Genomic DNA, 22,183 nt, shown 5'->3' on the forward strand with positions numbered 1-22,183 from the left:
TGCTCACACTGGTTCTTGTAGGCGAATCAGGGCGGTTTTGAGTTAGGTACGACAAAGCCTGTACAGGACGAGGCCAGTCGTAGTCCGAAGCCGTAACTAATTACAAGCAACATGCTGACGTTGTTTTATTGCCGCCTGATCGGCGGCATATGCCCAATTATTCTTTGATATCCGTAACGCGGAAAGGATCCAACTCATGAAATTACTAAGAACGATTCAGGTGGCTGCTGTTCTTTTATTGACTGCAGCGTTCGCACAAGCCGCACATCACGAGGGCGGTCACGATGATATGGAGAAAGGCAATATCGTAGAAATCGCCGCGGGTAATGATGACTTCTCTACGCTTGTGGCAGCAGTCAAAGCTGCGGGCCTCGTGGATGTACTTACTGGCGAAGGCCCCTTTACTGTATTCGCGCCGACAAACGCCGCTTTTGCGAAACTGCCAGCCGGAACGGTAGAAACGCTACTCAAGCCCGAAAACAAAGACCAGTTGGTTGCGGTACTGACCTACCACGTAGTGGCAGGCAAGGTGATGGCGGCAGATGTAGTGACATTGGATTCAGCCGTTACTGTGCAAGGTGAGTCAGTAAGCATCTCGGCAGGAGAAGATGGTGTGTCTGTGGATAATGCGATGGTCGTAGTCACTGACATTGAAGCGTCAAACGGCGTCATTCACGTCATCGACTCTGTCATCCTGCCGGGTGCCTAAGTTTGTGATTTGTGACTTGCAAGTTGCGCGACAAAAATAGTCGCCTGACGATTAAAAGCCCACTTATGTGGGCTTTTTTATGCGCCGAAAAAACATAGCTTTATATCTGTCTGCTCACGTATCACCGGCCTTGATACTGAATCAGTATCTCGTTGCGGCGTAAAAAGGGGAGTGTCCATGGCGGATCGTAGCGAGCCAATTCTGGCGAACCGGTCGGGCTGATGTTCTTCTTGGCAAGCCATTGTTGTAACTCTGCGATTTTTACTGCGCGTTTCTTTTCACCAACAAGCCCCGAAAAACGCAATACGGCATAGTGAGTGGCGGGGACTTCACGCAGCGTAACCGCTGGATTGTCGGGTATCGGCAGCGTCTCCATGCTGTACTCGCTGGGCATCACAAAGTGAATCCGCCAACGCTCACCCACTCTTTCTGTGGTGACGGGCGAGGTCATGTTGATTTTTTCGGGAGCGGCTTGCATGGTGACTGGCGTGGTCATGCTGATTTTTTGGGCCTCGCCGGTGCGAGAGCTGTTCTTGCCGAAGATATAGCCGGCAATAAGGCGAAACCCCTGATTGGATGCGCTATCCATCTCTCCGGATACCAGGGTCTCAGCTATGATCATGGGGTCGTAGATACGCAGCTCAAAGTCACCTGATTTCTCCAGCAGGGTATAGCTTGGCTCATCGGCTGCCATGCTGAGTCCCGTGTAGATTAAAAGAGCGGATAATAATAGTGATCTCACTGCTATGTGCCTTCTCTGGGTTTAACGCGCGTAGGAGCCTTGGTCGTGATTCGTCTGCTATTTTAACCGCGCGCCGCTGTCTTCGACACTCTTCGCACTTCGGTTTAATCTGCCTTGCGCGTATAGCTATTCGAAAACGCTCGAGTGTCTGCCAGGTCGTGCTAAGAAGTTGTTGATTTGTCTTACTAAAGGAATGCTCTCGTCGTGAAAATCCGTCTTCTCTTTTTGCTAGTGCTGTGCCTGAGCCCGCAGCTCATGGCGCAACCGAATATCCAGTTAGCGCCGCGCAGTATTGGACCCGCAGGCATGAGTGGCCGAATCACCTCTATTGCCGTGGTCCCCTCTGATAAAGATGTTTGGTATATCGGATCCGCATCCGGGGGATTGTGGAAGACGGTAAATGCCGGCACGACTTTTGAACCGGTGTTTGATGCTCAAGCAGTGCAGTCCATAGGGGCTGTTGCGGTATCGCCCTCTGATCCCGATGTGATCTATGTAGGGACGGGGGAGGGGAATCCGCGCAACTCTCAATCAAGCGGTAACGGGATTTATAAAAGTGAGGACGGCGGCATCAGCTGGATGTATCTCGGTCTTGAAGCAAGTCGCAACGTACATCGGCTTATCGTCCATCCTAAAAACGCACAGATTGTATGGGCTGGTGTGCTTGGTGATCCCTTCAAGCCCAGCGACACTCGAGGCGTGTACAAATCTGTTGATGGGGGAGAGAGTTGGAAGCGGGTTCTCCACAGTAATGACCGCAGTGGTATTGCGGACCTGGTGATTGATCCGGGCAATCCGGATAAATTAATGGCAGCGCTGTGGGAGTTTGAGCGTAGCCCCTGGGATTCATCATCCGGTGGCATGGGGTCGGGTTTGTTTGTCAGTCATGACGGTGGTGAGACCTGGCTTGAGCCGGAGCAAGCCTCGGGGCTGCCGGCCAAGCCCTATGGCCGAATTGGTCTTGCTATAGCAGCCTCTGACACCGATCGAGTGTACGCCCTGGTCGAGTCCCAAAAGAACGCACTCTATCGTTCGAATGATGGCGGCAGCTCCTGGGAGATGGTGAATACCGAAAGTATTGGCAGTCGTCCGTTTTACTTTGCCGAAATGCATGTCGACACCCAGAACCCGGATCGTGTGTACAACCTGTATTCGCGTCTGGCTCGATCCGAGAATGCCGGAGAAGACTTTGAAGTGATCGAAGACTGGGGGATGGAGGTCCATGCTGATCATCACGCCTTTTGGATCGATCCCGATAATGCCGACTTTATTATCGACGGCACCGACGGTGGTCTGTACTGGACGCGGGACCGAGGTGAGCATTGGCGATTTGCAGAGAACTTACCCCTAGGCCAGTTTTATCACGTCACACTGGATGATGCGGTGCCTTACAAGGTCTACGGTGGCTTGCAGGATAACGGGACATGGTATGGGCCGAGCGAAGTATGGAACCGGTCTGGCATCCGCAATAGTTATTGGCAGGAGCTTGCGTTTAATGATGGCTTTGACGTCGTTTTAGAGCGAGAACCCAGCCATTGGCTTTACGCATTGTGGCAAGGCGGCATGCTCGTTCGCGTTAATACACAGACGGGGCAACGTAAGACTATTGCTCCCGTCGAGGCCGACAAGGATTTGCGCTTTAATTGGAACACGGCGATTGCTGGCGATCCGTTTGCCTCTGGCACACTGTATATCGGTAGCCAGTTTGTGCATAAAAGCGCGGACCACGGAGCATCCTGGGAGATCATCAGTCCGGACCTTACGACTAATGACCCAGATAAACAGCGCCAACATCAGTCTGGCGGGCTTTCGATTGATGCGACCACTGCCGAAAACCACACGACACTCACTGTGATAGCGCCAAGTTCGCTAAAAAAGGGCTTGATATGGGTGGGCTCTGACGACGGCAAGGTTCATCTCACGCGCAATGGCGGCAGGCGCTGGATCGATCTCACAGCGAATCTGGTCGGAGCGCCGGCACATGGCTGGATTAAGCAGATCATTCCCTCTACTTATCAAGCGGGCGAAGCCTTTGTCGTAATTGATAATCATCTTCTGGGTGACTGGACGCCTTATCTCTTGCATACCCGTGATTACGGCAAGAGCTGGCGCAATGTATTAGAGGGGCAGAAGCTACCGTCCTATGCGCTGTCCTTTGTTCAGGATCCTAAAGAACCGCGCCTGATGTTTTTGGGCACAGAGTTTGGTCTTTACGCATCCCTCGATGCAGGCGAAACCTGGCAGCAGTGGACCCAGGGCTACCCTTCGGCCTCAACCATGGATCTCAAAATCCATGACCGAGAAGGGGACCTGGTGCTGGCAAGCTTTGGACGAAGTATCTGGATACTGGATGATCTGACGCCCTGGAGAGAACTGGCAGCAACGCCGGCGGTCACAGCAAAACCGATTCACCTGTTCGCTCCACCGAATACCTATCAGCCAGTGATCGACCAGGCCGTTGGGCAGCGCTTGTCTCCGGACAATCTGTTCTCTGGTGATAACAATGCGCGACAGGCGCTGATCAGTTTTTGGATCAATGATGCTGACATTGAATCTGTGACGATTACGATTCTAGCTGACGGGAAGCTTGTGCGAGAGTGGGACGCGCCAGTGTCACAGGGCATGAATCGCACAAGCTGGGATCTGCAATGGCAGGGTCAGGACATCTACGGACCGCTCATGAGTCCTGTGTTAGAGCGCCCCCTCGCAGCGCCAGGAAGTTACCAGCTAACGGTAAAGGTAGGGGGGCTAAGCCAAACTCAGGACTTGATATTGCTTGCAGACCCGCGGGTCGATTTTAAGGCGAGTCACTATGCCGAGAATCTGGCCTACCGGCAGACCATAGAGAGCCTGCAGAAGCAATCGAAGAGCGTTACGCGGGTGCTGGCCGATATGGAGGAAAAGTTAGATCAGGCCGCTGCGACAATGCCACAAGAAGACGCGGATGAATTGCGCAGACTTATTGATGAGCTATGGGCGCGCATAGAGTTTCGCGAGTTCCAGGGAGTGATTAGCGACTCAAAAAAACTATCGCATCGTTTGAGCAAAGCGTTTTACTACACGCATTCGCCCTATGAAAAACTCACAGCTAACGATCACAAGTTTTTGCAGCTGCTAGAGAAGCAAACGCGGGCCGTATTGCTGTCTTTTAGTGAGTTTGTTACCCAGCGCTGGGTGCCAATTATGGGTGAATTCGAGATATCAGAAGAGCAAGTGGAGGACCTGGCTAAGGCCGCTCATACAGTCTCAGCACAAACGACTGCGGATCAATAGCCAGATCAGACTGTTGATTCTTCCACGGTCCTTTCAAGTTGCAGGATAATCATGGAAAGTAGTGGTCTGAAGTTAAACCATTGAGGCCATTCATGAATCTCACTCGTCTCACCGCTTGTGCCGCTCTCCTGACCATCGCCTTTCCAGGGTATGCGCAATGGGAACACCGTTATCCCAAAGTCGACACCTATGGGCATCACACTTATCTCGAACAGGAAGACCTGCCTATTGTGAGTTCCGGGCCCATTGATCCTGCGCCATCGCCCGATGGTCAATCGCTCGCCTTTGCCCATCAGGGGTGGATCTGGCTCATGGACCTTGAGACCGGAAAGGCAACACGTTTGACGAGCGGTGCCGATGTTGACGGACGGCCCCGCTGGTCACCTTCGGCCGACCGAATTGTATTCGTCAGAGACACGGGCCTTGATACGCAAATCGTTATCAAGGCGCTGCCCGATGGCTCGGAGATACTCATAAACTCGCCCGCCATCGATCTCGATCCAGAATTCACCCAGGATGGCGACTCAATCTATTACACCTCCGCTAAGTCCGGCACGCCAGATATCTGGAAGCGGCATATCGCTACCGGAGTGGAGGAACGTCTGACGGACAACCGCCGCATGACACGCGGGGCACGGTCCGTTTCCTCGGGCGGGTTTATCTATATGGGGCAGAGCGGACCATCGCGAACAATCCGCTATCGCAATCCGCTCGAAGGCACAGATGTGCTTCTAAATGAGCAGGGCTGGCATCCCCACATTACGCCTGACGCCCACCCGAATGGCCAGGCGGTCGTCTTTGGCATTGGTGATGGAAATAGCAACCGGATTGCCGTGATGGACCGAGACCGCCCGGATCTGTATCGCTGGCTGACGGGACCTGGCATGCGCGCGCTCACACCGGCCTTCTCGGCGGACGGCTCCACAGTCTATTTCAGCCGTTCTGATGGGGCTCAGCAATTCCATTTGATGTCAGTGCCGACGGCAGGCGGCGCAATCTCAGACATAGAAGTAACCAGCTTTGATCATGGGACGCCCCTGGGCAAAGTCAGTTTGACTGTGTCTGGCGTAGATGGCCCGCTACCTGCGCGTGTTTCCATTCTTCGCGCAGATGGCCATCCTGTGGTATCGCCTGACGGACCAACCTATTCTGACATCCAGAACGGCGGAGCATTTTTCTATACTGATGGCAGGCTTTCACTTGACCTGCCTCCAGCTAAGTACACCGTAAAGGCGGTCAACGGACCGTTCTCGACCCCGACAGAGGCGAGTTTTACGGTGCGCGCCGGGCAAACCGCCAAGGTCGCACTTGCGCTTGAATTTGTCTGGGATTCGAAAGCGGCCGGCTATGTCTCGGCCGATCATCACATCCACCTTAACGCCAGCGGTGTTCATGACCTTGCGATTTCGGACCTCCTGCCACTGATGGCAGGTGAGCAACTGGACCATGTCGCGCCCATGGCGTGGAACCAATACAACCGGTTCGTAGACACAGACCGCCTTGGAAATAGAGTCAGGGGCGAGGGTAGCGCAGAGGCCGTCCTCTCACAGGAAGTACGATCAGGGTTCCATGGCCATGTCGGGCTCATTGGGGCTGACAAGGCCTTTGCGCCTTGGTTCTTTGAGCCCGGTTCCCCGCTCTTTGATACCCGTGACCACTCGAATGGTGACGCCGTCGCCTTTGCTCAGGCAAATGGTTTCCTGCCCACTTACGTCCATCCGGTCGCTGGCCATGAGGACCCCTTTGATGACCTCACTGCGAATGCACCGCCTTATGAGTTAATTCTTGACGGAGTGCTGAGTGAAGGCGTTGGAATCGAGCTCGTCTGTATGTGGACAAGCCCGCTGGGAACTGCGGAAACCTGGTATCGGTTCCTCAATATCGGCCAGCCCATGCCAGCAACCTCAGGCACGGATATGATGGCAAACTTTTACCGCACGCCGGCAATGGGAACTGCCCGTGCCTACCTGCCTGCAGCCGGAGGCGCAGCCACATTTGACGAGGCCGTGCAGACCACTCTGGCTGGCAAAGGCTTCCTGACGACGGGCCCGGCTCTTCTGTTCTCCGTGGATGGCACCAAACCCGGCGGCGCGGTCAAAAGCGGCAAGCAGAGATGGTCCCTTGAACTTGCCAGCGTAAAGCCCGTCGAGAAGGTTGACATCATTGTGAACGGGGAGGTGGTCGCAACATTCGAAGGCATTAGTGCAGGCGAGACCAAGGTCTATTCAGGTGAGAGCGTTCTTCCGAGTGGCGGTTGGATTGCTGCACGGGCCCATGGTGGCCCGGACGGCTGGCCTTCCATGTCACCAACCCATTTTGCCCACTCGGCGCCGATCTGGATTAACGAGATTGGCAGTACAGAACCGGAAGCTGCCAAGAGCGCTGCCCGCGACTTGATGGACTTGCTCGATTTTTCTCAGAGCCGATTTATCAGTGCTTACAAGCGGGGCGATACCCCCAAACTTGATGCGCGCTTTGCCAAGGCGCGTAAGGTGCTTACGGGTCTGATCGGTAATTAGGGCGGGACAATAAGCACATTGAAAAAGGCTTTAAGTAGGCGTCAGCGGAGTTTATGTGCCTCTGCCTATGTGGAGGGGCGGAACGCCCCGCTGGAGTTCATCAAGTGCATCAAGGCCCGATTGTGCTTTGACCTTAACAGGAGCGTGTGAGTGTGCGGGGTACCTTTTATTTAAGCAGGGCTCTTAGCTCAGTCTCAACCTCACTGCCCAGCCCCGATAGCTGGTCAGCCCATTTGTATAGCGAATGGGTGGAATCCCAAGTGTAGTTTGTGGTTACGATTACCGCTGATAACAGTCTTTTGTCTTTACACATGTCCTCAAAACTCGTGCGGAGGCGGTCCCAGGTGATATTCGCGCCACCGCCGATTGCTCCACGAATCGTAACCGGGACTACGCTGTCAATATAGTTAATGTGGGGGACCGTTCGAAGCTGGACATCACTCATGTAGAAAAGATGTTCATCATAGAACCTCAGCAATTCAATAATTTTTTGTCGCAGCTCTGCGTTACGAATGAGCGTGGTGCGACCCGACGACAACAACTCCTCGATTGTCGCCTTTACAAACGTGGCGTTTATGTACTTTCCAGCCAAATAAATGCCGCTTGCAAACTCGTCTCTATTCCCCGGACTCAACTCGCATGCATCGAGCGAGTCCACGATCAACCCGCCGTAGACTGCATGACGGCTTTGAAAATTAGCATCTTTTCGAGTCTGGGTTTCGGAGGAACGAAGGTCAACGACGATCCTTTCGAGATAAGCAATCTCGGCTTGGCGGTCATCTCGATTCTGGCTCCATTCACTCGCCTGTAAGCCAAGGTAGATGCCAACTACCACGATCAGGATTTCAAGGCATACTGAAAACCAGTCTTGCCTGGAGATTGAGCCTGCCAGCCTCTTTAAAATCACTGGGTCTTAGGTTCCTTATCCGCCCGGGTATTCCGACGATAATACAGGGCATCGCACTTAGCGACCTCTGCTTTTTGGCGAAAGCGGCCCCTGGTGATGCCTCATAAAACCTCATAGCGGCCATTTGACCACCACCGGATTATCCACTGCTCTTCAATATCGGGTTTTACTTGTGATTACGCTGGCTGAATCTGCGTGGAGGGTCCCTGGCGATTTGGTGCAGTCCAGCCAGCCCAGACTGTCGCAACGCCGAGAGCAAATGCAGTTGAAACTGTTAGCCACTCTGGCAGCTCCGCATATCGAGCGAACAGCTGGCGCACAGGCTCGATTGACGTACCAAAACCCATAAGGAAAGCTTCTATAACAAGCAAAACTCCTACAAGCAAAAACGGGAAGCCATCTTTTTTTACGCGCCAGTACACCACGAAAGAAAAAAGCGCCGAGATCAGCATTGCGAGCGCTATGGTGTCCAAGACGCCAACCGGATAGGGCCTGTTGGCGAACATCAAAAACGGAAAGTAGTCAGGAATGACTCTGGAAAATGGCGACTCAAATAACACTATAGCGGTGGCCAGCATGTAGCCAGCGTGGAGCCTCACGTTCCGACGGTACTTCAAGGCTGAGTAGAAAAGAACAATATAAGCAGCCATTGCCATGACCATAGATATGCCAAAGCTAGGCCCTGCAACCTGCATGAATTCTGATTCACCTGTTGCATAACCCTTGGCGGAGACATTCACAATCATGGCGAAGCCTGCCAGCAGAAATGGGAACAATCCGAGACTAAGTTGTCCGGCTGCTCTATGGATCGCTCGTCGCTTTCCGTGTATCGACCAATGTTGGAACATTAGGAGGCCGACCCATAGGAGTGCGGACACGGCATGAACGTGGAAAGCGGCAGGAATTGGCTTCTGAGTCGCAAAGTACGACTGCCAGAACCCCCAAATAATTGTGAGCAAAGTGAGTCCAAGCCAGATGATCGCTTTTGGGTATGGCACTTGGTCACTCCATTGGCTTGATTATTGGTCTGTTTGCTATGTTGAACGAAGATATGCCGATGGGCAACTTCGCGCTGCTACGCGAAAGCGGTCGATAATAATCCTCGTCGAGGCGGTCTGATTTGGATTGCCAACCCTTCGCTTGCTGATATTGCCTCTTCCTGAGCCCTCCGGGCAGCCCCAATAGGTCCAATCGGAGCATTTTTTAAAGGGGCACGAATGGCGCAAACCTTTGCCTACGTGGAGCCTTGCAGTCCTAGGCTGCTGAAAGCCTCTCTGCATGTGTCTCAGTGATATTTCCCGGCACTATCGGTGATGGTTTATTGATTGAGGGGTTTACAGACTCCGTATGCCCATTGCCGGACTCCTTTTAAGCAACCGCAAACAGAGACAGAACCAAAATAAGCAGCGTTCAGTAGCTGCACACCACTTTTAGCCCTTTAATCCCACCGCTAATCTGCGCTACCCTGCGCGCCGCACGCGGTTGGCATACTCGGCGGCGCAAAAGCGTTCGCAGCGTTGTCCATCGCGCCCAACGGTCAGTATCCGCTGACTGCCACTTCCTAAACACGTTGTACGCGGGCCGAGCGCCTCCGCTACATAAGGCGTTCTGTTCACAATTATGTCCAAGGCAACATCATCGTCTTTGGGGCAGGCACCCTTGGTACGTCGTCTGACTGATCTGGACTTGGTGTCTTCACTGCCCAGCAAACGGGTTTTTGCCAATCGATTGGCCGATTTGATCGACATCTCCCACGCCATCACCTTGTCCGATTTTTTTACCACGCTCGACAGCGTGCGCGCGTGCCCTGAGCCTGCTAACACCGATGCGAGCGATTCACTTTTTGACCAGCATAGGGCCGCGATACGGGCATCAATTGATGCGAGTTTTATGACCCAAGAGGACGAGCCAATCATTGCAGGCAAAAAAGCGTTTCGCCTGCCCGCTGCAAGCGATAACACCTTAAACGCACCCGAGGCGGCCGTCAGTTATGAGCGGTTTTACAGTCTGCACCAAAGCGAGCTTGAGCGGCGTGTGGCTCAGCTCAGAAAAGCACTACTAGCGCAGTTGCAATGTAAAAGTGATGCGCTGGCACAAGTCGCGGCGATAGAGGTTGCTTTGGGACCCATATTCGTGAAGTACAGCCGCCGTTGTTTGGCAACGCTGCCCAAGCTGGTAGCTAAGCGGTTTGAGCATCTGCGTCTCCACCAACACCAGCAAGATTGGGTCGCTGGTGAACCCAAGCTTTGGCTTCAGGAGGGTGGTTGGTTGGCGCGGTTCCACGATGAATTGCAGCAGCTGCTGCACGCAGAACTAACACTCAGGCTTCAACCCCTTCAGGGCATGTTGTCTTGCCTGACTTCTGAAGATCCTATCCGAGAAAATCCATGACTCGAGTTCTTTCCTACGCGGCCTTTATCACTGGCATGGCATTAATTGTTCTGATGGCTCGATTAGTAGCTGTCGATGACCGGTTGACCCTGCTGGTCATGTTACTGATCGTCACGGCCTACGGCGTCGGCGCTGCAGAGCTCTGGCGTTATCAGCGGCATACCGAAGGCCTGGGGTTGGCCTTGAACAGCTTAGACTCAGACCCGTCATCGCCCGCCGATACTCCAAGCTTGGATGCATGGCTGTCCACTGTTCCCGAAACATTACGCCATGCTGTACACCAGCGTATTGTGGGTCACTTTCAGGGGCTACCTGCGCCGATCCTGACTCCGTATCTGGTAGGGCTGTTGGTCATGCTGGGCTTGATGGGTACCTTCGTAGGTATGGTCGCCACACTTGGGGGCGCGGCTCTGGCACTCGAGGGTGGTACCGAGCTAACGGCGATTCGGCAAGGTTTGGCCGCACCGATTCAGGGACTGGGGATAGCCTTTGGCACCTCGGTCGCCGGTGTTGCGGCATCCGCCATGCTGGGATTGATTGCAACGCTCAGTCAGCGGGAGCGACTCCGAGTGTCCAAAGTGCTGGATCGTCATCGGGATGAATTTTTTCGGGATCATTCGCTCAGCCATCAACGTACGCAAGCCTACAATGCGCTGCAGCAGCAGGCCAGAGCTTTACCTGATGCGGTAGCCAGTCTTGTGGCCTTGGGTCAGCAGTTGGGGCAGCTTGGAGAGCAGCTGGCCTCCTGGAGTGAGCGCTCGGGTGAGCAGCTTGTGACCCAGCAGCGCGAGTTTGAAACAGCGGTGCGTGGAGACTTTCAGGCGCTGACGGCGGCGCTTGCTAGCGAGGTCAAGGACAACCTGGCCAATACGGGCAAAGAGACCGCAGAGACTTTGCAGCCATTTGTAGGGCAGCTGTTAGAGCAGGCTTCTGCGCAGCTTGCCAGCGAGGCTGCGGCGCGCAGAGAGGTAGACCAGGAGTTACACACGGCCTTGCATGCCCAGCAGGCCGAGGAGCTGGAAGCGCGCCGGGTTGCTGAGGCGCATTGGCAGAGCACAATGAGCGAACGCGCCGACACCTTTGTTGCAGAGCTGGGTAGTCAGCTCCAGACAATTGAGTCGCTGGAACGCCAGCGGCTCGATAGCAGTGGGGCGCAAATTACGCAGTTGCAGGAGTCGCTTGGCGAGCAGCTTCAAGCAATGACCAGCAGCCTTAATCAATCCGTTGCCACGATGGAGTCAGTTGGCCGACAGTCGATTGGCACCGGCAGTGATTTGATTAACACCCTCAAGGACAATGCCGATCGATCGCTTGAGCGCGATAAGTTGCTGATGGAGGAGCGATCGACCGTGCTGGAGCAGCAGTTGGTGCTTATTGCGAACCTGAAGGAGCGCGGCGAAGAACAGCAGGCCGCGCTAGAGACGATGACCTCTCAATTTAAGGAACACATCGAGCGGCAATCCAGCGCCACAGCCGATAACCTGGATCAGCTCATGGTGCAGAGCGCGCAGCAGTTGACCCAGGTGTCTGACAGTCTTTCGAAGAAGATGGCATCAACGATTGATAGCAACGAACAGCATTGGCAGCAGTTGTCGAGCAAGCTCGGTGTTGAGCTGGATCAGTTGCTGGCGCGCAACGGTGAAGCCCTGGACCTTCTGGCCGGGAATCTGGGTGAGCAATTGGGCGCGTCCGGGCAACAAATTGCCAGCACTGCAGTCGAATTAGCAGCGTTGAGTGGTGGCTTTGCCGATTCTGTGGCGGCCTTCAAAACAAGTAGCGAGGCAGTTAACACATCGCTGACGACTATCACCGAAGTGTTGATGGCTGCGGGGTCGCGCAGCGATCAGCAGATGGGATATTACGTAGATCAAGCGAGGGAGATAATTGACCATAACCTGATTACGCAACAAACCATACTCGAACGGCTCGAATCGGTGACGGCAGCTTTGCAGGTTGAGGCAGCGTAAGCGTGAAAGAGTTTCTGGATGATGGTCTGAACGATGCGCCCCCCATTTGGGCAATCTTCGGTGATCTAATGACGGGCCTGGTCGGTGTGTTTGTGCTCATCCTGATCTGGACACTGGGCTTTCAATTGGAGCTGGCAAAAGACCTTGAGCAGGCAGAGGCGGAGCGGGAGCGGGAGCAGGCGCGTCGCCAGTTACTCGAGCAAGCCCTGGCTGGGCCTTTGTCCACTGGGCGAATCACAATTAGCGACGGTCGTATCGGAATTAGTGGCAGTGTGTTATTCGCTCTGAACTCTGACCGATTGCAAGATGAGGGTCGAGAACTCTTGGTCACACTGGCTGATCCCCTCGGCGTTTTTCTCGAAGAAAATGACCAATTATTGATGATCAGCGGATTCACCGATGACCTGCCGATTCAGTCAGGCAACCTCAACTTTGCTGATAACTGGGAGTTGTCGGCTCAGCGCGCGTTGACCGTGACACGTGAGCTTGTCGCAGCGGGGCTGCCCGCCGATCGCGTATTCGCAGCGGCATTTGGCGACCAGCAGCCCGTTGCACCAAATCGTGATGAGTCAGGTCGCGCATTGAATAGACGCGTTGAAATGGCGCCCGTGCCCCGTACCATCCCCTCAAGCACACGTTCTCCCAATGGCTGACTCAGCAGAAAACGGGGCGTTGGCCCAGGGTTCTAAGAGGCCGGAGTCGTCGTTCGTCCCAACATTGGAAGCGCTGGACGCATTGAGGACACTCCTGGGCCAGCGGACTGAGCTAAAGGCGCTCGATGTAGTGCGCCAGCGCACCTGGAAACGCGATGTTGAGGCGCGAATAGAGCAAGCTATGGCTACTCTGCCTGAGGCAGCAGGACCGTTGAATTCTCAGGGGCTGGTTGTAAAAGCATTGCTCGCATTGGATCAGCGGGCACCCAATTATTTGGAGTTTCTGGTCAGTTATCTCGACACCTTGCTCTGGTTGGAAGAGCAAGCCTGATAGGGGGCGACAAGGCCCATCCTCACCGTGTAAGCGACATAAGCTTGGTTCAAGGTAGGTCGCACAAAACCCACATCAGCATGTCTCCACCCTAGTAAAACCCCCTATTGTTTAATCTGTTGATGTATGCTGCGGGTAAGTAGTAGGAGGTGGCTTATTTTGACTGATCGTCACAACCACATTGGTAAGCAGTCCGTCAGTGGCCTTGAGAGAATCAATATCAAGGAACTTGTTGGTGAAAATGAATTCGACTTCCGCCAGCTCATCACAAATATGTTGGACGAAGTTCACTTATGGAAAGTGGTTCGCGATGCCGCAGGCGAGATTCTCACCTGGCGGTTGGTGGATCTCAACCCAGCTGCACAACAGTCCTGGGGCAAAAAAGCTGAAGACGTCATCGGAAAAACAACCGAAGAAATTTTTTCGACTGACGCAAAAGAACTTTTTGCGCCCATAGTAAAAAAGATATTCCAAGACAGGGCAGCTCATACGTGGCAGCACTACTTCGCAGATCTTGGGCAGCATCTTTTGATGACAAGTTATCCGGTCGGCGAGTACTTTATTTCAACGGGCAAGGATATCAGCGAACTCATTAACGCACGGGAGGAGGCGGAGCGTGCGAGGGAGAGAGAGCAGCTGTCCGCGGCCTCGGTCGCCAACACTCTGGATCAGGTGATAAAAACACTCTCGAATGTGCTTGAGGCGCGTGATCCGTATACAGCCGACCACGATAAACGGGTAACTAGAGTTGCCGTCATGATTGGTGAAAAACTAGAGCTAGAGGAGTTTCAGCTCCGAGGTCTTGGGGTGGCGTCTGCGCTTCATGACATAGGTAAAATACAAATTCCCGCAGAGATTCTTTGTAAGCCGACTAAATTGACGGATGCCGAGTATCAAATGATAAGAGAGCACCCCACCATTGGTGCGGATTTTACTCGCAACCTTGACTTCGATTGGCCGATCGCAGACATCATCGAACAACATCATGAGCGGTTCGACGGTAGCGGATACCCAAATCAGCTGTCGGGGCAGTCTATTCTTATTGAGGCGCGCATAATCGGGGTCGCCGACACACTACAGGCCATGGCAACGCACCGGCCCTATCGTTCGGCGCTTGGTATTGATGCGGCGGTCAAAGAGATTGCCGATGGGGCCGGCACCCGGTACGACCCCGAGGTGGCTACCGCTTGTCTTCAGCTCATTGAAAGCGGCGAGCTCGTGCTGTGAAGTGACAACAAGACGGTCTTTGGCTGTGTCGGATACGCGTCAACTCCCTTGCGCTGATGACATCGCTGAAGACCGACCGCTTAATCGCGAAGGATCGCCAATGCTGCGGCGGCGCTGTCGAGCTGGCTGTCGCCAACTGCCTGGGTAAGCCGCTGGCCTAGCTCGTTCATCGTGGAGAGGGTGTCTTCAAGGCGATCTCTTCCCGACGGGGTGAGTGTAACCAGGCTTACCCGCGCGTCTCTGTCGCTAGAGTCACGGGCAATCAAGCCGATTTTTTCCATGGGCTTTAACAGCCTTGTCACTCCTGATGCCGTTCTGCCAATCGCGGTTGCAAGGTCCACGCGACGCATGCGCAGGTCAGGGGAGCGGGCGAGCTGGTACAACACCATAAATTCTACGTAGCCAACGCCATGCACAGCGCCCAGATTGTGATCTATTCGGGCGGAGATGCGTTCGCTGGCCAGCCACAGATCAACGAGAGTTTTGGCTCTGGGATTGAGTGTTTTCATATGAACTCCTTACTAATAGATGCATACTACATGATATATACTTGATCTATCAAGTATATTGAAAGTAAATAACTGAGCACTTACTTATCTGCCAGGCCACCTGTGACCGCGATCGCGAGCCGTGTATGCTTGCCCTGTGAGCGAATCCTCCAACAAAATCCCCGTGACGCCGGAGTTTGACCTGTATCTCGACGATGTGCAGATGGATGCCGTGCGCGCCAGTGGTGCAGGGGGTCAAAACGTCAACAAGGTCTCTACGGCAGTGCATTTACGCTTTGATCTGCACCGCGCAAGGCTTCCGGAGCGCGTTAGAGAGCGCCTGCTGAGTAGTCGCGACCGGAGGGTCACTGAGGATGGGGTGCTCGTGCTGAAGGCTCAGCGCCACAGGACCCAGGGTAAGAACCGTGAAGATGCCATAAATCGTCTGGTAGAGCTGCTCCGGGAGGCCAGCTTTGTGCCCAAGTCCCGAAGAGCAACCCGCCCTACGCGCGCATCCAAGGAGAGGCGCCTGAAAAGTAAAGATATAACTAGCAAAAACAAGAATTTGCGTAAGAAGCCTAGCGTAGAATAGCAGGTCGAACAGAAAGTTATAAACAGTAAAAACAGTCCCTTAGCCAAGAAACTCAATGTTGAATGGCGTGCAGCTGATGGGTAAAGTCGCGGCTCATTTTTCAGCCCATTAGGAATCAGCATGCGTAAACCCCGCGAACTCGAGCGTCTTAACGCCAATCTTCCGGTGTTCATGAAGCTTTTCGACGGTAAGGTGTCGGAGTGTGATGCCAAGGAGGGTACCGCGACGCTCACCTTTACGGTGGACGAGAATTTCTGCCACTCGGGTGATGTGGTGCAAGGTGGCTTTGTCACCGCCATGCTCGATGCGGCGATGAGTCACGCGGTTTTCGCCTATGACGATACCGTGGGCAATCTGTCATCTCTGGAGATCAGCACGCGTTACCTTGAGGCGACTCGCGCAGGAAGCCTCACTGCCGTGGGTCGAATTGTGCGGCTCTCCCACAAAACCGGATTTCTTGATGGTCAACTGTTCAATGCCGAGGGTACCCTGCTGGCCACAACGCAGAGTGTTGCCAAGATTTACCGTAAGCCTAAGGACCAATGAAGACCGTTTTCGCTTGGCGATAGGTTTTTAGTTACCCATGTGCGGTCGTTTTAACATTATTAGCACTCCAGGCTTGCAGGTGCTGCTGGACGGTCTGGGTGCCGATCTGAAGCTTACTGCTCCCCACTACAACGTTGCACCTACCGAGTCTGTAATTTTATTGCGACATGATGCGGGGACTGCATGCAGTTCAGAGCAGGCACGTTGGTGGTTGACGCCCTCCTGGGCAAAGGAGCCCAGCCAAAAGTACGCAATGTTTAATGCGCGCAGCGAAGGTCTCAGTAAGAGCCCGGCATTTCGAAAGCCCTTTGCGAGTCAGCGGGGCATCGTGCCCATGTCATCTTTCATTGAGTGGCGAGGTAGCGCGGGAGACAAGCTGCCCTGGCTTATCAGTAACGAAGCCGAGGCCCTGGCGGTCGCTGCGCTATGGGACCTTTGGTTTGATAAAAATGTCAGTGACAGTGAGCCGCTGCTTTCCTGCACTTTGGTGACTACTGCTGCGGCTGAAGCGTTTAAGCCCTGGCATTCACGTATGCCGGTGATGTTGGCCAGCGGCGATCGAGAGCGATGGCTGGATAATCAGGCCCCCATCGCTGTGGACGACCCGATTTTCAGGCCGCAGTTACGTGAATCACTGCACCTGGTGCCTGTCAGTCGCTCTGTCGGGAACTCCCGTAACAAAAGCCCCGACGGTTTGTTGCCCACGGGAGATAGAGTTGTACTTTCACCGGACGCTCGATAACAGATACTTATCTGTTGTTTTAGTCCATCAGTGCCTGATACGTGAGTACTCGAAACTTCTTGGCCAAGGGGGTTTGGTGAGGGACGCTCTGAACCATAAACAGCCCTACGATGTTGTCTTCGGGGTCCACCCAGAAATTGGTGCCTGCCGCGCCACCCCAGCCATAGGCGTTGTCGGCGCCCAGTTCGCCGCTTTTGCCCGCCGTGCTTTCGATGATGCCTACGCCCAGGCCAAAGCCATCCATACCCCAAAGGCCAGAGGAGTCAGCGTCTCCAAGGTGATTTTTGCGCATGTGCTCGACGGTCTTTGGTGACAGAAGCTGAGCGCCATTTAAGCTGCCGCCATTGGCAAGCATCAGGGCAAAGCGTAGATAATCGGCTGTACTTGATACGAGTCCGCCTCCGCCGCTTTGAAACAGACTTCCATCCAGGTACGGCCGGGTGAGTTCAGGATCGGCAGGTACTAACTCCGTCTCGGCGGTAAACTGCCAGGGCGTGTTCCAGTCCATTACTGTGCCTTTGGGTGAATAGAGTGTTGCAAGGCGGGACTGCTTTGCTTCTGGCACGACGAAAAAAGTATCCGTCATGCCCAGAGGTCCGAATATGCGCTCTTGAAGGAAGTCGCCAAAGGGTTGGCCGCTGAGTACTTCAACGAGATAACCCTGTACATCCACCGATACACTGTAATGCCAGCGGGAACCGGGTTGAAAGAGCAGGGGCAGGGTGCCCAGGCGCTTGGAGAATTCGGTGAGATCTGGCGCCCGGAGCAAGTCAGCTTCGCGGTAAAGTTTGTCCACGGCCGTATTGCCAAATATTCCATAAGTCATGCCCGCCGTGTGACTCAGAACGTCGCCAATACTCGGCTGCCGGTAAGGCGCCTTGTTTAGCACATCACCATTTTGGTCTTCTTGTGCAAGAACCAGCCCCTGCAACTCGGGTATATATTTACTGACCGGGTCTTCGAGCAGAAAGTGGCCTTCTTCATAAAGCATCATCAGGGCGACGGCGGTTATGGGTTTACTCATAGAGTAAATACGAAACAGTGCGTCATCGGTCATGGGCTTGCCGGCCTCTCTATCTGCCATGCCCCAGGTTTCGTCAAATACAATAGTACCGTTGCGGGCGATTACGCCATGGGCGCCCACCATGATCCCCTCACTTACGGCTTCTTCCATACGGTCGTTAATACGCGCAAGGCGTTCGCCGGAGAAGCCCTCCCGCGCTGGTGATGCACTTGGAATCGCCATAGGCTGGGGGCTGCCATCTGCGATAACGACTTGCGCGACGAGCAGGCAAGCACTGATCAGGCACGCGAAGAGCGCGCTCACAAGAGATTTTTGTTGCATTGTTATCGTTCTCCAAAGAACAGCTAGTGGGCGGCGTATTGCATGAGCGCGCCAGCGGGACGTCGCTCGCAAAGGCACGATAGGCAATTGAGACCAGGCGCACAAGCGCGGGATGTCAAGCTGCATGTTTGCGACAGCTCTGCGTTATGCTCCGACTCCCGCGACGGTATATGGGATTGGATCATTATTGTGATTTCTCGTAGAAAAATTTTGCAGCTTTCTGCCGGTCTTCCGGCCCTGAGTTCACTGCTTGGCCATAAGGCGGCCGCGCAGGGGTTGGGAACTGATTACGATGTCATTGTGTTAGGCGCGGGTGTTGCCGGTCTTGCTGCGGCCGAACGTCTTGTGAGTTTCGACAGCGATCTAAAGGTATTGGTACTTGAGGCGCGCGACCGTATCGGAGGGCGCGTTCACTCGGTTCGTCATCAGAACAGCAGCCGCGATGCGGAACTCGGCGCCTTATCTCTCACGCAGGCCGAAGGGCGTGACTGGCCGGTGATTGAGCGCCTGGGATTAAGCATTGATGAATTGCCCGATAACAGCCTCAGCTTGTATCCCGGCATGGCAGCATTGGTGCGGGCTCTTGCAGAGTCCTCTACGGGACGGGTGCAACTCGATAGCGAGGTGCGAGAGGTGTTCTGGCGTCAGGGACTGGTGGGGGTGAATTACACAAATCGCGGGCTCAGCAGTGCCGTCACCGGTCGGCGACTTATTATTGCGTTACCTCCGGGGGTGTTGCGCAGTAATGCTCTGACCATCACGCCTGCATTGACGTCCTCCAAAATGAATGCCTTACACTCTCTGGCTATGCAGCCGGCAATAAGTGTCGCGGCTCTGTTTCCAGTAGCGGCTGCAAAGTTGAAAGACCCCAGCCGGCCCTGGCTTTTTGAAGACGCCACGACGCGTTTGCGCACATTTCCTGCAAGCGTGGAAGGCGATGTGCTGTTGGAGGCTCAGTTTCGAGGCTCCCGGGCGGCTGTGTTGGCTGAGCAACCAGAGTCACTGCGCTTGTCTCTGGCAATTCGTGCTTTTGACTCGGGGTTTGAGGCCTTGCCGTCTTTGAGTGATGCGAGCTGGATAGGCGCGGCTGACTGGCTGGCTGATCCATTTAGCCTTGGCGCGGCAACGCAGCCCGGTAGTACGTTGACGCATATCGAGATCGCGTCGAGTATGGGTGAGACCTTGTTTTTTGCTGGTGAGGCGACTGCCGACCCAGAGACGGTCGGCACTGTGCATGGTGCGTATAACAGTGGTGAACGTGCTGCGCGTGAAGTTGCTCTATCACTCAATATTGAGTCTGGACTGGGAGATCCTAACGAGCCGGTTTTTGAGTTGCTATAGGGGCTTTTTTTTGTGCGCGGACAATCAAGGCCCAGCGTGAAACATTGCTTTCACGCTGGTATGCGCAGAGGCCTTTGGCTAGACTGAGCGCTTTCCGCAAGTACTCCAAGAATATGACGACGCTTACGCATCTGGATGCCCAGGGACGCGCCCGCATGGTCAATGTTGGCGACAAAGCAATCACTGCCCGACGAGCTGTTGCTTCGGCGCAGATTGTCATGCGGCCAGAGACGCTTGAACAGGTTCGTTCTAACAGTCTGTCAAAAGGCGACGTCTTGGCTGTAGCAAGGATTGCCGGTATTCAGGCTGCCAAACGCTGTGATGAGCTGATCCCCCTTTGTCACAGTCTGCCTTTGGATGCAGTGAGTGTGGACTTTGAGCTTGATGATGCCTTACCGGGCGTGCTTGTCACGGCCAGTGCCTCGGTACAATCGCGCACGGGAGTTGAGATGGAAGCGCTCACGGCAGCTTCCGTTGCCGCGCTCACGATTTACGATATGTGTAAGGCTGTCGACAAGGGCATGATGATCGACAAACTGTGTCTTGTGCGTAAAGAGGGAGGGCGTTCCGGGGTGTGGGAACGAGCAAATTCGCCGGATGGGCATCAAGACACGCAAAACGAGGAATAGCTCACAGTGAAAATCATGTTTTTTGCCCGGCTCAGGGAACTGCTAGGCAGCGACAGTTTTGAGATTGCTGATGCGGACTGCCCTGCAGACGTAGCAGCGTTGCGCGCCCTGCTGCGTCTGTCCGTGAATACGGAGCTAGCTGAATCTTTGGCTGACCCCAACGTCTTTTGTGCCGTGAACCAAAAGGTTGTGAGTGAGGATCATCCTCTGGCAAGTTCAGATGAAGTTGCATTTTTTCCGCCGATGACCGGAGGCTGAATATGTTTTCGGTCAATATTTCAAAAGAGCCTTTGGATGTATCCAGTTTGATGCAGAATTTTCCTCGCAGTGCTGATGAGACAGGTGCTGTAGCGACATTTACCGGCTTTGTTCGCGGCGATGGTATTAGCGCTTTGACCCTGGAGCATTACCCGGGCATGACGGAGCAGTCCATTTTGGATTCGATCCACAGTGCGGCGCGGCGTTGGCCGGTTCAGGCTGTTCAGGTAGAGCACAGAGTGGGAGAGCTGGCTGCCGGCGATCCCATTGTATGGGTGGCTGTGGGGTCTGGGCATCGCGCGGCGGCATTTAGCGCCTGCGAATTTGTCATGGACTATCTAAAAGTTTCTGCACCCCTATGGAAGCGCGAGCGTGATCTTCAGGGCAACTGGCACTGGGTTGATGCCAAGAGCACCGATCAGGATCGCGCAAAACGATGGGGCAGGGGCGCAATCGCATGACTATTGATTCTCGACAGTTGCGCGATGCGCTGGGCCAGTTTGCAACAGGGGTCTGCCTGGTGACGGTCATGGACGATGACGGTGTGGCCCATGCTTTAACAGTGAATTCATTTGCGTCGGTATCTCTAGACCCGCCTCTGGTTCTTTGGAGTCTGCAAAGAGATGCGGAGATTTATGCGCTCTATGAGTCGGCTCCAAATTTTTGTATCGCCGTCCTTGCCCAAGACCAGCAGGGGCATTCCTCTGGCTATGCGCAAAAAGGGGGGCATCGACTGGCTGCACAGGACTTTGAACCAGGAACCAATGGCGCTCCATTGATTCATAACGCCGTGGTTAATTTTGAATGTAGTTTGGAGCGAGCTCTGGATGGCGGTGACCACACGATTTTGCTCGGTAGGGTAACGCGCGTTTCTGAGACCAATGCACAGCCGCCTCTGGTGTTTTTTGGCGGCCAGTACCGGGAGTTGAAATGAAATTCTGCAGCGAATGTGGAGGATCTATTGAGCTGCGTATTCCCAAAGGGGATGATCGAGATCGATACATTTGCGATGACTGTGACCACATACATTACATCAACCCCCGGGTTATTGTCGGTTGTCTTCCGGTGTATGAAGACAAAGTGCTTCTGTGCAAACGTGCTATCGAGCCGCGCTATGGCTTTTGGACTCTGCCAGCGGGGTTCATGGAAAATGGCGAAACCACAGAAGAAGGTGCTGCCCGAGAGACCTGGGAGGAGGCGCGTGCACGGGTGAGCAATATGCACTTGTATCGGGTGTTTGACGTGCCTTACATCAGCCAGGTGTATATGTTTTATCGATGTGCTTTGGATGAAGGGCTCTTTGGTGTGGGGCCAGAGAGCCTCGAGACAGCCTTGTATACAGAGCAAGATGTCCCCTGGGAAGAAATTGCGTTCCCAGTAGTACGGGAGACGCTAAAAGCTTATTTCGACGACCGACGCCGGGATAATTACCCCGTTGTCGTCGATGCTATTCGGTATCGAAAACCTCCTCAGAAAAACTAGGCACTGTGCCTTTGACGGTGCTAGGGCACTTCGGCGACTGA

Annotated in this window: 22 protein-coding genes; 17 read left to right on the forward strand and 5 right to left on the reverse strand. The window is 54.2% G+C overall.

Going from position 1 to position 22,183, the window contains the following annotated elements:
- The first annotated feature begins 196 nt into the window (after positions 1-196).
- Positions 197-709 carry a fasciclin domain-containing protein gene (locus tag R0135_RS02415; RefSeq protein WP_407348672.1) on the forward strand — a complete coding sequence of 171 codons (513 nt, stop codon included), beginning with the start codon at positions 197-199 and terminating at the stop codon, positions 707-709.
- 121 nt (positions 710-830) lie between these two features.
- On the opposite strand, the gene R0135_RS02420 is transcribed toward R0135_RS02415, so the two are convergent.
- Positions 831-1,403, reverse strand: a complete 573-nt coding sequence (locus tag R0135_RS02420) for an SOUL family heme-binding protein (protein WP_407348673.1) — start codon at positions 1,401-1,403, stop codon at positions 831-833.
- A 252-nt stretch (positions 1,404-1,655) separates the two neighbouring features.
- Here R0135_RS02420 and R0135_RS02425 point away from each other — a divergent pair, with 252 nt between their 5' ends.
- Complete coding sequence (locus tag R0135_RS02425) at positions 1,656-4,724, forward strand: hypothetical protein (RefSeq protein WP_407348674.1); 3,069 nt, start codon at positions 1,656-1,658, stop codon at positions 4,722-4,724.
- Between the two features lie 92 nt (positions 4,725-4,816).
- The gene (locus R0135_RS02430; protein ID WP_407348675.1) at positions 4,817-7,243 is read left to right on the forward strand and encodes a CehA/McbA family metallohydrolase; all 2,427 of its coding nucleotides are present in this window, start codon (positions 4,817-4,819) and stop codon (positions 7,241-7,243) included.
- Positions 7,244-7,409: 166 nt separating this feature from the next.
- On the opposite strand, the gene R0135_RS02435 is transcribed toward R0135_RS02430, so the two are convergent.
- Positions 7,410-8,150, reverse strand: coding sequence for a hypothetical protein (locus tag R0135_RS02435; protein WP_407348676.1), 741 nt, complete (start codon positions 8,148-8,150; stop codon positions 7,410-7,412).
- Between the two features lie 176 nt (positions 8,151-8,326).
- A complete protein-coding gene (locus R0135_RS02440; protein WP_407348677.1) occupies positions 8,327-9,148 on the reverse strand; it encodes a hypothetical protein in 822 nt (273 codons plus the stop codon).
- A gap of 622 nt (positions 9,149-9,770) precedes the next feature.
- On the opposite strand from R0135_RS02440, the gene R0135_RS02445 reads away from it, so the two are divergent.
- The 5 genes from R0135_RS02445 (at position 9,771) to R0135_RS02465 (ending at position 14,719) form a co-directional block, all read left to right on the forward strand.
- The gene (locus R0135_RS02445) at positions 9,771-10,541 is read left to right on the forward strand and encodes a DUF3348 family protein (RefSeq protein WP_407348678.1); all 771 of its coding nucleotides are present in this window, start codon (positions 9,771-9,773) and stop codon (positions 10,539-10,541) included.
- Positions 10,538-12,508, forward strand: a complete 1,971-nt coding sequence (locus R0135_RS02450; protein WP_407348679.1) for a hypothetical protein — start codon at positions 10,538-10,540, stop codon at positions 12,506-12,508. Before R0135_RS02445 ends, R0135_RS02450 begins: the two co-directional genes overlap by 4 nt.
- A 2-nt stretch (positions 12,509-12,510) precedes the next feature.
- Positions 12,511-13,161, forward strand: a complete 651-nt coding sequence (locus tag R0135_RS02455) for an OmpA family protein (protein WP_407348680.1) — start codon at positions 12,511-12,513, stop codon at positions 13,159-13,161.
- A complete protein-coding gene (locus R0135_RS02460) occupies positions 13,154-13,492 on the forward strand; it encodes a DUF2894 domain-containing protein (protein ID WP_407348681.1) in 339 nt (112 codons plus the stop codon). The genes R0135_RS02455 and R0135_RS02460 overlap by 8 nt, the downstream gene beginning before the upstream one ends.
- 126 nt (positions 13,493-13,618) lie before the next feature.
- The gene (locus R0135_RS02465) at positions 13,619-14,719 is read left to right on the forward strand and encodes an HD domain-containing phosphohydrolase (RefSeq protein WP_407348682.1); all 1,101 of its coding nucleotides are present in this window, start codon (positions 13,619-13,621) and stop codon (positions 14,717-14,719) included.
- A gap of 80 nt (positions 14,720-14,799) precedes the next feature.
- Here the strand turns inward: R0135_RS02465 and R0135_RS02470 are convergent, their stop codons facing one another.
- The gene (locus R0135_RS02470) at positions 14,800-15,228 is read right to left on the reverse strand and encodes a MarR family winged helix-turn-helix transcriptional regulator (protein ID WP_407348683.1); all 429 of its coding nucleotides are present in this window, start codon (positions 15,226-15,228) and stop codon (positions 14,800-14,802) included.
- Positions 15,229-15,430: 202 nt separating this feature from the next.
- On the opposite strand from R0135_RS02470, the gene arfB reads away from it, so the two are divergent.
- The 3 genes from arfB (at position 15,431) to R0135_RS02485 (ending at position 17,087) form a co-directional block, all read left to right on the forward strand.
- Positions 15,431-15,799 (forward strand): alternative ribosome rescue aminoacyl-tRNA hydrolase ArfB, encoded by a 369-nt coding sequence (gene arfB / locus R0135_RS02475; protein WP_407349863.1) that lies wholly within the window; start codon positions 15,431-15,433, stop codon positions 15,797-15,799.
- A gap of 120 nt (positions 15,800-15,919) precedes the next feature.
- Positions 15,920-16,345 (forward strand): PaaI family thioesterase, encoded by a 426-nt coding sequence (locus R0135_RS02480; protein ID WP_407348684.1) that lies wholly within the window; start codon positions 15,920-15,922, stop codon positions 16,343-16,345.
- Between the two features lie 37 nt (positions 16,346-16,382).
- Complete coding sequence (locus tag R0135_RS02485; RefSeq protein ID WP_407348685.1) at positions 16,383-17,087, forward strand: SOS response-associated peptidase; 705 nt, start codon at positions 16,383-16,385, stop codon at positions 17,085-17,087.
- A 19-nt stretch (positions 17,088-17,106) separates the two neighbouring features.
- On the opposite strand, the gene R0135_RS02490 is transcribed toward R0135_RS02485, so the two are convergent.
- On the reverse strand, positions 17,107-18,432 hold the full coding sequence (locus R0135_RS02490; protein WP_407348686.1) for a serine hydrolase domain-containing protein: 1,326 nt from the start codon (positions 18,430-18,432) through the stop codon (positions 17,107-17,109).
- 189 nt (positions 18,433-18,621) lie between these two features.
- Between R0135_RS02490 and R0135_RS02495 the strand changes: the two genes are divergently transcribed.
- The 6 genes from R0135_RS02495 to R0135_RS02520 all read left to right on the forward strand — a co-directional run bounded on the left by R0135_RS02495 (position 18,622) and on the right by R0135_RS02520 (position 22,142).
- Positions 18,622-19,773 carry a flavin monoamine oxidase family protein gene (locus R0135_RS02495; RefSeq protein WP_407348687.1) on the forward strand — a complete coding sequence of 384 codons (1,152 nt, stop codon included), beginning with the start codon at positions 18,622-18,624 and terminating at the stop codon, positions 19,771-19,773.
- A 113-nt stretch (positions 19,774-19,886) separates the two neighbouring features.
- Positions 19,887-20,402, forward strand: coding sequence for a cyclic pyranopterin monophosphate synthase MoaC (gene moaC / locus R0135_RS02500; RefSeq protein ID WP_407348688.1), 516 nt, complete (start codon positions 19,887-19,889; stop codon positions 20,400-20,402).
- Positions 20,403-20,417: 15 nt separating this feature from the next.
- The gene (locus R0135_RS02505; RefSeq protein ID WP_407349864.1) at positions 20,418-20,660 is read left to right on the forward strand and encodes a MoaD/ThiS family protein; all 243 of its coding nucleotides are present in this window, start codon (positions 20,418-20,420) and stop codon (positions 20,658-20,660) included.
- Between the two features lie 2 nt (positions 20,661-20,662).
- A complete protein-coding gene (locus R0135_RS02510) occupies positions 20,663-21,121 on the forward strand; it encodes a molybdenum cofactor biosynthesis protein MoaE (protein ID WP_407348689.1) in 459 nt (152 codons plus the stop codon).
- Entirely contained in the window at positions 21,118-21,594 is a 477-nt protein-coding gene (locus R0135_RS02515) for a flavin reductase family protein (RefSeq protein WP_407348690.1), read from the forward strand. Before R0135_RS02510 ends, R0135_RS02515 begins: the two co-directional genes overlap by 4 nt.
- On the forward strand, positions 21,591-22,142 hold the full coding sequence (locus R0135_RS02520; protein WP_407348691.1) for an NUDIX hydrolase: 552 nt from the start codon (positions 21,591-21,593) through the stop codon (positions 22,140-22,142). The genes R0135_RS02515 and R0135_RS02520 overlap by 4 nt, the downstream gene beginning before the upstream one ends.
- Positions 22,143-22,183 lie beyond the last annotated feature (41 nt).

The organism is Congregibacter variabilis (assembly GCF_045689235.1).
GTDB classification, from domain to species: domain Bacteria; phylum Pseudomonadota; class Gammaproteobacteria; order Pseudomonadales; family Halieaceae; genus Congregibacter; species Congregibacter variabilis.